We start from the raw sequence: 12,814 nt of genomic DNA, 5'->3' as shown, positions 1-12,814 counted from the left end.
ATAGTTCAGAAGATAAAAAGCGAGCAGAGTGCTCGCTTTTTTATTGAAGATTTTTAGTCGAGAGTCGCTTGTTCTTAAAATCGAAGCCTTGCCTGCAATCCAAGGCATTCTCGCTGCACCTAGCATCTTAAGGTTGTTTGGGTATATAATCTTGCGCCCTAAAAGTGAGCTCATTACATCGTTGAAAATGGCGTGCCTTTCACGCGGATTTCGATTTGATTCTATAGTTATGAGAGTTCACTCATTGTTGATTGCGAAACTAACCTGCGAATTAGACTATGAAATTTATTGTAAAGCCCCATCCAGAAATTTTTGTAAAAAGTGAATCTGTGCGTAAGCGCTTCACAAAGATTTTAGAGTGCAACATTCGTAATATCGTCAAGAGCCGCACGGAATCTGTCGCAGTATTTAACCGTCGTGATCACATTGAAGTGACCTCTGAGAGCAACGAATACCACGCTGAAGTTTTAGAAATCCTGATTCACACGCCAGGCATTCATCACGTTCTAGAAGTGAAGCAATCTGAGTTTAAAGACCTGCACGACATCTACGAGCAGGTGCTGGAACTTAGCCGTCCGCTTATTGAAAATAAAACGTTTGTGGTTCGTGCAAAACGCCGTGGTAAGCATGACTTCACGTCTATCGAGCTTGAACGTTACGTTGGTGGTGGTCTAAACCAAGCAGTAGAAAGCGCACGCGTTAAATTGCACAACCCTGATGTGACGGTAAAAGTTGAAGTGTCGGGTGACAAACTTAACCAAGTGTTGGCACGTCACAAAGGTCTAGGTGGCTTCCCTCTAGGTACTCAAGAAGACGTACTAAGCCTGATCTCAGGTGGTTTCGACTCTGGCGTATCAAGCTACCTACACATCAAACGTGGCTCTAAAGTTCACTACTGTTTCTTTAACCTAGGTGGCCCAGCTCATGAAATCGGCGTTAAGCAGGTTTCTCACTACCTATGGAACAAATACGGCTCATCAGCGAAGGTGCGTTTCATCTCTGTTGATTTCGAACCTGTGGTTGCTGAAATTCTTGAGAAAGTAGATGACGGTCAAATGGGCGTCATCTTGAAGCGTATGTTCATGCGCGCTGCTGGCATGATTGCTGAGAAGTTTAAGATTGAAGCGTTGGTAACGGGTGAAGCTCTTGGCCAGGTATCTAGCCAAACGCTAACGAACCTTCGTCACATCGATAATGTTACGGATACGCTGATTCTGCGTCCTCTTATCAACTGGGATAAAGAAGACATCATCAACTTAGCTCGTGAAATCGGTACAGAAGACTTCGCGAAAACTATGCCTGAGTACTGTGGCGTGATCTCTAAGAAGCCAACAGTAAAAGCGGTGAAAGAGAAGCTAGAAGCAGAAGAAGCGAAGTTTGACTTCAGCATTCTAGAAAAAGTGGTTTACGAAGCGCGTCAAATGGACATTCGTGATATCGCAAAAGAATCTGAGCAAGCGGCACCAGAAGTTGAGCAAGTACAAGCAGTAGAAGAACACGCGGTAGTATTGGATATTCGTAGCCCTGATGAGGAAGACGATAACCCATTAGAAATCGATGGTGTGGATGTGAAACACATTCCGTTCTACAAGCTGGGTACGCAATTCGGTGACCTAGACCAGTCGAAAACTTACCTACTGTACTGTGACCGTGGCGTAATGAGCCGTCTGCAAGCACTTTACTTGCAAGAGCAAGGCTTTAACAACGTGAAAGTTTACCGTCCATAGTCACTCAGTAAATAAACACACTTTCGATGGCCGCCAATGGCGGTGATCTGAAGCAGACCCAAAGCGCAAATTGCTGATGTAATTTGCGCTTTTTTGTTTTTGATCGCGCAATAAAGAAGCGTAACTCGGCATAATGTTGAGGCTTATCGCAAAGCTATATTGGTTGTGTTGATATAACGATAATTAATCCGAAATACAGATAAAAAGTGATGTTGATGCCAGATTTGAAAGGTGGGATTTTCTTTAGATAAAAAAACACCGCCTAAAAAGGCGGTGTAACAAATTTGACAGACAGGTCAAAAATAAATACAGGAAGTATCTGTTTTGTCACAGGGAGTGTGGACAAAACATCATGGTAGAAATCTACCTAACTCGAAATACGAGTTTGCAAACACAACATCGCAACAACGAAGCCAATTGATTTCCAAGGAAATCAAGCCGTTCAGGCTCGTGTTGCGGGGTGAAATATAGAATTTATCTGGCTGTTCGACAACGGACATTTTATAATGTTTCAGATTAAAAAAACTAATCCTATTTGAGGTCCCATATGTCTCGCAGATTGCCTCCTTTAAATTCGCTTCGAGTATTTGAAGCAGCCGCTCGTCATCTCAGTTTTACGCGTGCGGCAGAAGAGTTATTTGTGACTCAAGCCGCAGTGAGTCATCAAATTAAAGCCCTAGAAGAGTTTCTATCTCTAAAACTTTTCCGTCGCCGTAACCGTTCTTTGCTGTTAACAGAAGAAGGGCAAAGTTACTTTCTCGACATCAAAGACATCTTTACCTCGATTGCTGAAGCGACCGATAAGGTATTGGAACGTAGTGAAAAAGGCGCGTTGACCATCAGCTTGCCACCGAGCTTTGCCATTCAGTGGTTGGTGCCTCGTTTGGCGGACTTTAATGCTCAAGAGCCAGACATCGATGTGCGCATCAAAGCCGTGGATATGGATGAAGGTTCACTGACTGATGATGTAGATGTAGCGATCTACTACGGCCGTGGGAACTGGCCGGGTTTGCGAGCGGATAAACTGTACCAAGAGTTTCTGATCCCACTTTGTTCACCTTCGTTACTTTTAGGTAACAAACCATTAGAATCTCTAAGTGACCTCAAATTACACACTTTGTTACATGATACTTCGCGTAAAGATTGGAAGCAGTTCGCTCGTCATTACAATATCGAAGGCATTAACGTGAATCACGGTCCGATTTTCAGTCACTCGACTATGGTGCTGCAGGCTGCTGCACACGGACAAGGCGTAGCATTGGGCAACAACGTGTTAGCGAAACCAGAAATGGAAGCGGGACGACTGATTGCGCCGTTTGATGAGGTGCTTATCTCCAAAAATGCCTTCTATGTGGTGTGCCATGAGCAGCAGGCAGACATGGGACGCATCGCGACATTTAGAGATTGGATGCTGGCAACGGCGAGAAAAGAACAAGAGGAAGTATTGGATGAGCCAGTGGATAGTTGAGGGGCCTGAAAACGGGCCGCTGTTTGTTTTTGCTCACGGCGCAGGGGCGGGGATGGAGCATGACTTCATGACTGCTGTCGCCAAAGGATTAGTTGAGCAAGGCATTCGTGTGGTGCGTTTTAATTTCCCTTACATGGTGAAACGTTCGGAAGATGGCAAAAAGCGTCCGCCCGATCGCGCACCAAAGTTGCTCGAAGCATACAGCGAAGTGAACGCTCACTTTGCTTCTTCTCCCGTGGTCATTGGTGGCAAGTCGATGGGAGGGAGAATGGCGAGTTTACTCGCAGAGCACGAGCTGGTGGCGGGCATTGCCTGTTTAGGCTTTCCATTTCACCCTCCGGGTAAGCCAGAAAAATTCAAAGGTGATCATCTTGCAAGCATCGACAAGCCCACTCTGATTCTTCAAGGTGAGCGAGATACTTTTGGTAAGCGTGAAGAGTTTGATGAGTTTGTGTTTTCTCAGCAAGTGAAAGTGAGCTTCTTACCTGATGGCGATCATAGCTTTAAGCCGCGCAAGAGCTCGGGACATACCGAAGCGGGCAATATTGCACTTGCAGTAGAGCAACTGTCAGCATTCATCAATGAGGTGTACAGTGAAAAGTAAGTGGTTACTCTCTTTTACGGGACTTTCGGGACTAGTTTCTGTTGCACTAGGCGCTTTCGCAGCGCACGGCCTAAAAGCCAAGCTTGCGCCTTATTTGCTTGGCGTGTTTGAGACGGGCGTGTTGTATCAGTTCATCCACACCTTAGCGGTTGCATTTTGTGCCATTTTGCTTCTGCTCAATTTGGGACAAAAAGCACAAAAATATTTTTTCATCGCGGCGATTTGCTTTATCATCGGCATCTTTTGTTTTAGCGGCAGTCTTTACGCGCTGGCGCTGACGGGCATTAAATGGTTTGGACCCATCACCCCAATGGGAGGATTCATGTTCATGATCGGCTGGTGTCTGTTCTTTTTTGCTGCGTTTAATATCAAAGAGGTCTCCAAGTGAAACAACTAATGCTCTATTGCCGTGCTGGCTTTGAGAAAGAGTGTGCTGGTGAAATTCAGGACAAAGCGACACAGTTGGAAGTGTATGGCTTCCCTCGTGTGAAGAAAAACTCAGGTTATGTTGTCTTCGAGTGTTACCAAGATGGAGACGCAGAGAAGCTAGTTAAAGGCTTAGACTTTAGCTCATTGATTTTTGCGCGTCAGATGTTTGCTGTAGCGGCTGAGTTTGAAGCGCTGCCAAGTGAAGACCGCATCAGCCCAATTCTTGCCGAGCTGTCAGAGTTTGAATCGTTCCCACGTTGTGGTGATCTACGTATCGAAACGCCAGACACGAACGAAGCAAAAGAGCTATTGAAGTTCTGCCGCAAGTTCACCGTACCAATGCGCCAAGCGTTGCGCGGAAAAGGCTTGATGTGGAATAAAGACAACGCGAAGAAGCCAGTGCTACACATCTGTTTTGTCGCACCGGGTCATTGCTACGTGGGGTACTCACTACCAGGCAACAACTCGCAGTTCTTTATGGGTATCCCTCGCTTGAAATTCCCAGCAGACGCACCAAGCCGTTCAACGCTAAAACTGGAAGAAGCTTTCCACGTATTTATTCCGCGAGATGAGTGGGATGAGCGTTTGGCGCCAGGCATGTGGGGCGTTGACTTAGGTGCATGTCCAGGTGGTTGGACGTACCAATTAGTGAAACGTTCTATGTTCGTTCATTGTGTTGATAATGGCATGATGGCAGACAGCTTGATGGAAACCGGTCAAATTAAGCACCACATGGTGGATGGCTTTAAGTTTGAACCAGACCGCAAGAACGTGACTTGGATTGTGTGTGATATGGTTGAGAAACCAGCTCGCGTGGCACATCTTATGGGCCAATGGCTGCTTAAAGGTTGGGCGAAAGAAGCCATCTTTAACCTGAAATTGCCTATGAAAGGTCGTTACGATGAAGTATTGCAAGATCTTGAAAATCTAAAAATGTTCTTGATTGAGAACAAGGTGAAATTCAAGCTGCAAGCGAAGCATCTGTATCATGACCGTGAAGAGATCACGATTCACATTCAGTGTCTATCTAATATCTCTCCACACTAAGTTATCGTTTCTATGTGGTTGAACATTAATAAAAAAGCGCCTACTTCAGGCGCTTTTTTATTGCGGTTTAGGAATCGCGACAGTCACTCAATTACTGGTTGGTTGGCCACATCTCTTCCCATTTTACTGATTCCATGTTGTCTTCGATGCTATCTGGCGTTTGAGCAAAAAAGTCTAATCCAGTTTGACGTTCAACTTCGTCAATGGTGGTAATAAAGTTGGCTAACTCAGAGCTTGAAACATCACGATGCGGGACAATGAACGCAATGGCTTCATCAAAGCTTGGATCAAGAATGACTTTGTAAAATGCGCTCGGGATCGCCACACCATTACCGATTGTTCCTTCGTTACCTTGGTAAATCGGTCCGGTCACCACATAAAGCTCATTGTACTCATTGGCGAGATCACGAACATGTTCCTCTAGAACGCGCCAACCAACGCGGTTAAACCCCGGCAGTTGAGGCGACATGTTGCTCATCAAAAAGCTTTGCTTCATTGACTCTTGGGTGAAATCCATTGTCGCTGACGGCGCAAGGTGCCCTCTGTCGTATCCTGAGCCTTTGTAGTCCGCTAAGGTAGAGCGTGCGTAATCCGGCATTTCAGTGTCTTCTTGGAAGGCGTTACTGCGTTTGTTGGTGATGTTCACGCTTTCCGCGGTAATGTGGTAAGCAACCCAGTCTGCGTTTTTGGTGTTGTAGTTGTACCCAACCGCATAGCCATCTCGGCAAAGGAACTGATCGCTGTTGCTTGAAGGTATGCCTTTATCAAGGTGTTGACCGCAAGTTTCAGCAAGAGTATGGAAGGATAGGAGTGTGACTAAAGATACTAAGATGATGTTTTTCATTATTTTTCTCCGTTATTAAGAGATTTAAAAATAATGAAATTACTCACTAAGACTGTGAATTAGCTTATAAACTAATCAGTATCTTGTAGGTTAATGGTGAGGCAAATATCATTGCCGTGAATGTAAAGGGTTACACAACAGATTTTATAAACGTGTTGTCTAACCCAAAACTCACAGCGTAAAAGAGATGTGCTTACTCGGCTTTATTTGGTCCGGTAAAGCGAATGTCTTGCAGGTTAAAGCCTAGCTCGATATCGCATTTCAACGCCGCTACTCGTTTACATAGACGTGCAGACTCAATGTGTTCATCCAGCTTCTTGCGATATTTCGGTGCAAGTTCATCGCTGGCGTAGGCCGCTTCAATATCTTCAAATTGAGTTAGGATCTCTTTGGCAGCTTTTGGTCCAATGCCCGGAACGCCCGGCACTTGGCTTGAACTAATGCCAGTTAACCCCCAATAATCAGCGAGTTGGCTTGGCTTTACTCCAAACTCTTTCTCGATAAACGGTTCATCCAACCAACGGTGTTGAAAGTAATCGCGAATTTGCAGTGTCGGTGAAAGTAACTGGCAGTAGCCTTTGTCGGTTGAAACGATCGTTACTTTCTCGCCGTGGCTTGCCACTTTGGTCGCCAGTGTCGCAACTAAATCGTCCGCCTCATCGCCTTCTGATAGCAGTGAATCAATACCTTGCTCCCACCATGCTTGTTGGATGGCATCCAAACCTTGCATCAGCGGCTCTGGCATCGGTTTGCGATTTTGCTTGTAGTCAGGAAGGATTTCAGCGCGCCAACCTCTATCTTGTTCATGGTGATCAAACACCGCGATGATATGTGTTGGTTTCGCTTCGGAAAGAATACGCGTAAGGGTTCGCTGAGTCGTCGTGATGGTTCTTGCGATGTCAGTTGGATCCGGTTGTGCAGAGTGCACACGGCGAATCAAGTTGAGGGCATCAATAATAACAAGATGAATAGACATAATGACTTAGCAATAAAAAAGGGGCGTAATGCCCCTAGTGTAACGAATGCAAGCCAGACTATCGACCACCAATTTATGGATGGGCAATTCGATAGCATGGTTCGTAATCAGAACCGCCTGGCAATTTCATTCGATGTTGTTCAACGAAGTCTTGCAGTAGCTTGTCGAGCTTCTTCATCAGTACAGGATCGCCATGAATGGAAAATGGACCTTTGCATTCTATTTCACGAATGCCCTCGGCTTTGACGTTACCTGCCACAATACCAGAGAAGGCTTTGCGTAAGTTAGCCGCCAGAACCTGAGGTTCTTGATCCAAGTTCAAATTCAACCCTTCCATTGATGTATGCGTTGGGTCAAATGGCAGTTGGAAATCCGGTTCGATTTTCAATGACCAGTTGAAGCTGTAAGCATCGCCTTTTTCTTTACGGTGAAGGCGTACATCTTCCATCGAGCGCTTCATGATACGTGCAACTTCGGCAGGATCATCAATGACGATTTGGTAGTGTTTTTGACCTTCTTCACCTAAGGTATCGCGAATAAACGCATCGATAGAACGGAAGTATTCTTCGCTCTCTTTTGGTCCGGTTAACACAATCGGCATCGGCTGATCAGCATTGTCTGGATGCATCATGATACCAAGAATGTACAGCAACTCTTCGGCAGTACCCGGACCACCCGGGAAGATCACAATACCATGTGCCATACGAACAAACGCTTCTAAACGTTTTTCGATGTCCGGCATGATGATCAGCTCGTTAACGATTGGGTTTGGCGGCTCAGCGGCAATGATTGAAGGCTCCGTCAAGCCAAGGTAGCGTTGCTCGGTGTAACGCTGTTTAGCGTGACCGATTGCCGCTCCTTTCATCGGGCCTTCCATCGCACCTGGTCCACAACCCGTACAGATATTAAGTTCACGTAAGCCAAGCTCGTTACCCACTTCGCGCGTGTATTGGTATTCAACGCCATTGATTGAATGGCCGCCCCAACAGACGACGAGATTTGGTTCAATACCGGGAGTGAGCGCGCCTGCGTTACGCAAAATACCAAACACAAGGTTGGTAATATGCGTTGGGTTAGTGAGATTGAGGCGCTGACTGTCAGCCAAGTGCATGTTCACGTAAACGATGTCACGCAGTACAGAGAATAAGTGTTCTTGAATGCCTTTAATGATCTCTCCATCGACAAACGCATGCTCTGGTGGGTCGGTCAGCTCTAGCTTAATGCCACGCTCGCGGCGCACTACATTCACATCAAACGATTGGTGTTTATCGAGAAGCTCTTTGGAGTTATCTGTGTGGCTACCAGAGTTCAATACCGCTAACGTACAGTTACGATAAAGCTGGTAAAGATCACTCGAAGCGGTTTTCTTTAAGCGTTCAACTTCCAGTTGGGATAGCAAGTCCATGCTACCTGCGGGGCTTATATGGGTAATCATAACGCCTCCTTGTGTTGCATTATTTTGAGGGATAGTTCCAACGCATCTTACTTAGTTGTACGTGTCGTTTTACTCAGATGGCTGGAGGGTTTGGTTTTATGGTTATCGAGTCCCAAGCAACCTCAAGATGCCATATTCGTCATGAATGAATACATCATCTTGAAGTGACTTGGGTTTTAACAGCTTAGCAGACTGAAAGGGGATAAATGTGATAACTCGTTGAAAATGGGAGGTTATGAGCGTTTGAGAGGGGATAAAAGTGTTTGTTTGCTTGTTTTTTGAACGGCTTTTAGTTCCAGTTTAGCTGGTTTGTGCCCCGTTTTTTAGCGTCAGTGAGCATTTGCCCAAGGCGATCGAGCACATATTCTGGTGCGTCTGATTCCTTAAATGAAGTAGAGACGGCTGTCAGAGTAATGATGATGTTTTGCTCGCGGAACTTAAACGGCAGCTGACAGATATCGCGCTGAATATTCTTCATCAGCTCTAACGTGTATTCTTCACTTTGTTCTGGAATCAGCAGAATAAACTCTTCACCGCCAAAGCGAGCGACGGTTTCGGTATCAGACACGCGCTTATTGATGGTTCGAGCGATGATCTTCAGCGCTTTATCACCAGCGGTATAACCATAACTGTCGTTTACGGCTTTGAAGTTATCGACATCAAACAGTACCACTCGTAGATTTTGTTGAGAGCGAATCCAACGACGGTATTCGAGCTCAAGACGATCGTTAAATGCTGTTCGGTTGTAAACCTTCGTGAGTGGATCAAGCAACATTCGCTGTGTCTGGTCGTCTAAGCGGCGGCGGTAATCTTGTGTGGTTTCAAACACCGCTTCAAGCTGATTTTTGCTGTAGCTTAAACGCTCTTGCAGGGCCTGTTCTCTCTCTTCCGTCATCTTGAGGCGCTCGGTTAACGAGGCCATTTTTGCCAGCAATGGAGCGACTTCTTGTTTGAGTTCTGCTAAATCCTGTGCTTGGTCGAGAGATTGTTGGCTGAGTTCAACCAAACCATTCATTTCCGCATTCAGCTCTTGGCGATGCTCAAAATAAGTATGGTGTTGATCGACGTTTTGATGGACGGTTTTGAGGTTACTCGCCAGCGCTGAGTTTAACTGATCGAGAAATTGGCTTGATGCTTTGCGCTCAAACTTAGTCGCTTCGACGACTAACTTCAGAGTGCTTAACGTCAGCTCGATTAAGGATTCTGCATTCACGCCAAGCAACAGTTTTGCACGAATATCAAGCAGTCTCTCGCCACATTCGCCTTCAAAATCAAGTTCTGTAATCGTATGTTGTAGATCGACGGCGAGGCATTCTAGTTGAGATTTGTCTGGGTTGTTTTCGAATTCGCTGAGTTGTAAACGCGAGTTCGAAGTGATGATTTTAATCGCGCGTTCGTAGATGCTCAGTAGACGGGTAGCTTGATCGACTTTCTTCCCTGCGTGTACTTCCGAGAAGCTCATTAAGTTGCGCAGTTCGCGTTTTAACTGCGCTGGCAAACCCGTAACACGTTGGAGTGTCTCACCGCTGTGTTTGATTTGTTCATCGAGGTAGCCGTTCTGTTTATCCATCGTTTTCGACTGCTGTTTGAGCATTCTTTCAAGTACCGCCAAACGCGGGATCAGAGTGCTGATGTCTTTTTGATGTTGCAGCTCTTGCTGAATTTCAAACAGATAGTTAGCAACTTGGGTGTTTGAGCCTTGGCAAGCAGACGACAAAGATGCCACAACGCGCTTGAGAACTTGTTGTTCTCGCTTAAATTTGAGCGAAGTATCACGATGTGTCAGCCTGAGTTGGTCAAGTTGACAACTCAGCTGATGAAGCTGCGACTGAATATCGGATTCCAAGATTCCCATGAAACGACTACGGTTAAGCCCATGTACTACTGACAATTAACTGATAATAACAAAAAACTTTATAGCGTCATTAGTTATTACGCTTAACCGATGGTTAATTATCCATTTTTTAATATTTTCTTGATGTCGTCCTCATTCTTGTAAGAGGAGTGGATCTTGATCAGGCCTTGGTTGATGGCGTGTTGGCAAGCGGTTCTTATGTTACCGGTTGCAAAGCTCGCTGCTGGCGCGTTGTCAATGGCTTTCAAAAATACCCAATGACTTTGTTTATCTTTGAGGCTAACTTCGCGTGCAATGTGCGTCGCAAGTAGCAGTAAATCGAGCAGTTCTTCATCATTGATAGCGGTGTAAGCACGAGGCAAGAATGGGTAGTCGCTGATGCCCATACGAATGATGCGATTGACGTTATGTTGAGTCGCAAATTCGTCTACCCACGCTTGGAATTTTTCAAACATGACTTCAGCAGAGGCGTCACGGTCTGCGTTAGGTTCGATGTAAAGTAAGTTTGCATCCGAGAAGTGGTATAAACGTGCCGGTTTTTCGATGCGCTCTGCTAGGTATTCACCGAATGCGCGTTCTAATTCCAAGCCCGCTTTGTAACCATTTTGAACGTACATGCTGCGTAAGAACGGTAGGTCGATCATCACAAAACGTAGTCGGTCGTTGAGCGGTTCATGGATAAGTTCACCCATTTGCCACTGTTCAAAAGTGTCACGCGATTTTTTCAGTGAGCGAGACAACTTCACGTTCAGCATGCGCAGATTACGTAAGCGAGAGCGGGAATGGGTAAAGAGGTCGTTACGAAGTTTTTCGATTTCACCCGCTTGGCGCTGCATGATCACGCCGCGGCGCATAATGAACAAAAACATAACCAGAACGGTGATGAATAGGGCAAAGGAAATTTTCTGGAACTTACGGTGTTCCATTTCCACCTGCTCTAGACGCTCTGATTGACCGACATAGTGAATGGTCTGTTCCGCAAACTCTTTTTGCTGACGGAACGCATCTTCACTAATTTGGTTGAGTTGTTTTTGCTCCAAACGCACTAAGCTGGTGTATTTTTTGTACGCTTGCAGTGACAGTTGATATTCGCCCGCCTGTTCGTAACCCAAGCCCAACAAACGGTAAGATTGCTGTTTGATGAAGTTTTTGTTTTCCGGCGCTTTTTCGACAAGCTCTAAGGCTTTCTTCGCGTTTTCAATTACTTTTTTGCTGTCGTTCTGATGATAAGCGAGACCAGACTGAAGTAGGGCGGCTTTCGCTTCAAGCTGAGGGATATCCGCGTATTCCAGTAACTCTGTCGCACGTTCCAGATATTGCTCTGCAAGTGCGTAGTTGTAGAGTTGCAGGTAAGTCGCAGCCAAGCTCAACCGAATCTTAATGGTGCGATTGATATTACGACTGGTGCTTTCGTGATCCAGTACGTTGAAGTAGTGCACCAAAGCAAGATTGAACTTGCCTTGATAAAAATAGATGTCGCCCATTTGTTCAAGCACATCGGCCAAAATAGGGGAGCTTGGGTAAGAGTCGTAGAAATCTGCAGCCTGAGACAGATATTCAATGGCTTTGTCGTACACACGACGCTCTTGGAAAAGTCTCGCCAGCAAGCGGTTTACTTTAGCAAGGCGAGTACCGCTGTCACTTTCTATGGACTGCCAATAACCGTAAAGCAGTTCTGAAAGCGCAAGGTTGTATTTTTTACTGTTAAGGTAAAACTCACCAACAGAAGTGTAGTAATCAATTAAGGCCAAATCGGAACGACTGTCCTCAAGCATGCTTTTCGCTTGAGCATACAAACGCTCTGCGCCAACGTTATCGCCACGATGAGCCGCTAGCAGGGCTCGTTGCATCACTAGACGATAACGGACGCTGTCTGTACGTTGAAGTACAGAGTCGGCTTCGTCTAGCTGTTTTTCAATTTGATTGAGGGTGTCTTCGGCTGCTGAATAGTTGTGGTCGTACATCCAAATCATTTGGTTGCGCATGAGTTGCACATCCAAAGTCATGTAAGGCAGTTGGTATTCTTTCGCGAGCTTTTCTGCTTCATTGAGGTTATCGATCGCTGAGCGGACATTGCCCATCGTATAGTCGGCTTGCGCAATGATCTTGTGTGCTTCGATGGTGCTGGCTGGGGTACGAATGCTGCGGTCGGTCTCTTCTCGAGACATCGCAGAAGGGCTACCGCTTTCTTTACGTTCGGTCAGTTCGCGTTGCGATAAGTAGTTTTTGGCTGCTTGCTTTGCTTGAGCTGGTTCTATCTCAGCCAGTTGTTGTGCTTCGTTAAGCAAAGCCGAAGATAAAATGGTCGCGTAGAGTGGCTGTGCCAAGAGTAGACAAAAAAAGCCTATTAATTTAATTAGACGCGAACTGTCCCAAAACATTCTTTTCGTTCCCTCGAACTGTTTTAGATAGCGGATAAACCCAAATGA

10 protein-coding genes are annotated in these 12,814 nt (G+C 45.8%); 5 read left to right on the top strand and 5 right to left on the bottom strand.

All coding sequences use genetic code 11. The annotated features are described in order from the left end of the window. Positions 1 to 278 precede the first annotated feature (278 nt). The 5 genes from thiI (at position 279) to rlmM (ending at position 5,275) form a co-directional block, all read left to right on the top strand. On the top strand, positions 279 to 1,727 hold the full coding sequence (thiI, locus tag UF05_RS15950; RefSeq protein ID WP_045545482.1) for a tRNA uracil 4-sulfurtransferase ThiI: 1,449 nt from the start codon (positions 279 to 281) through the stop codon (positions 1,725 to 1,727). A 547-nt stretch (positions 1,728 to 2,274) separates the two neighbouring features. Then, on the top strand, positions 2,275 to 3,195 hold the full coding sequence (locus tag UF05_RS15945) for a transcriptional regulator GcvA (RefSeq protein ID WP_011105705.1): 921 nt from the start codon (positions 2,275 to 2,277) through the stop codon (positions 3,193 to 3,195). After that, positions 3,176 to 3,799: an alpha/beta fold hydrolase gene (locus tag UF05_RS15940; RefSeq protein ID WP_031782197.1), complete on the top strand. Its 624-nt coding sequence runs from the start codon at positions 3,176 to 3,178 to the stop codon at positions 3,797 to 3,799. The genes UF05_RS15945 and UF05_RS15940 overlap by 20 nt, the downstream gene beginning before the upstream one ends. Then, positions 3,789 to 4,187: a DUF423 domain-containing protein gene (locus UF05_RS15935; protein WP_005496247.1), complete on the top strand. Its 399-nt coding sequence runs from the start codon at positions 3,789 to 3,791 to the stop codon at positions 4,185 to 4,187. The genes UF05_RS15940 and UF05_RS15935 overlap by 11 nt, the downstream gene beginning before the upstream one ends. Then, positions 4,184 to 5,275: a 23S rRNA (cytidine(2498)-2'-O)-methyltransferase RlmM gene (rlmM, locus tag UF05_RS15930; protein ID WP_015296337.1), complete on the top strand. Its 1,092-nt coding sequence runs from the start codon at positions 4,184 to 4,186 to the stop codon at positions 5,273 to 5,275. Before UF05_RS15935 ends, rlmM begins: the two co-directional genes overlap by 4 nt. Before the next feature lie 91 nt (positions 5,276 to 5,366). On the opposite strand, the gene UF05_RS15925 is transcribed toward rlmM, so the two are convergent. From UF05_RS15925 to UF05_RS15905, 5 genes are all read right to left on the bottom strand, one after another. Next, positions 5,367 to 6,119 (bottom strand): DNA/RNA non-specific endonuclease, encoded by a 753-nt coding sequence (locus tag UF05_RS15925; RefSeq protein ID WP_045545481.1) that lies wholly within the window; start codon positions 6,117 to 6,119, stop codon positions 5,367 to 5,369. 193 nt (positions 6,120 to 6,312) lie between these two features. Further along, a complete protein-coding gene (gene xni, locus UF05_RS15920; protein WP_005459149.1) occupies positions 6,313 to 7,095 on the bottom strand; it encodes a flap endonuclease Xni in 783 nt (260 codons plus the stop codon). Between the two features lie 73 nt (positions 7,096 to 7,168). Continuing rightward, entirely contained in the window at positions 7,169 to 8,530 is a 1,362-nt protein-coding gene (gene ppnN / locus UF05_RS15915; protein WP_005496242.1) for a nucleotide 5'-monophosphate nucleosidase PpnN, read from the bottom strand. Between the two features lie 289 nt (positions 8,531 to 8,819). Continuing rightward, a complete protein-coding gene (locus UF05_RS15910; protein WP_029830098.1) occupies positions 8,820 to 10,385 on the bottom strand; it encodes a GGDEF domain-containing protein in 1,566 nt (521 codons plus the stop codon). Positions 10,386 to 10,483: 98 nt separating this feature from the next. Further along, positions 10,484 to 12,766, bottom strand: coding sequence for a tetratricopeptide repeat protein (locus UF05_RS15905; protein WP_031816724.1), 2,283 nt, complete (start codon positions 12,764 to 12,766; stop codon positions 10,484 to 10,486). Between the last annotated feature and the right edge of the window lie 48 nt (positions 12,767 to 12,814).

This window comes from Vibrio sp. S457-15, assembly GCF_000960545.1.
Taxonomy (GTDB): domain Bacteria; phylum Pseudomonadota; class Gammaproteobacteria; order Enterobacterales; family Vibrionaceae; genus Vibrio; species Vibrio parahaemolyticus.
Note: the sequence above shows the minus strand (reverse complement) of the source record. Positions and strands in the feature narration are given on the sequence as shown.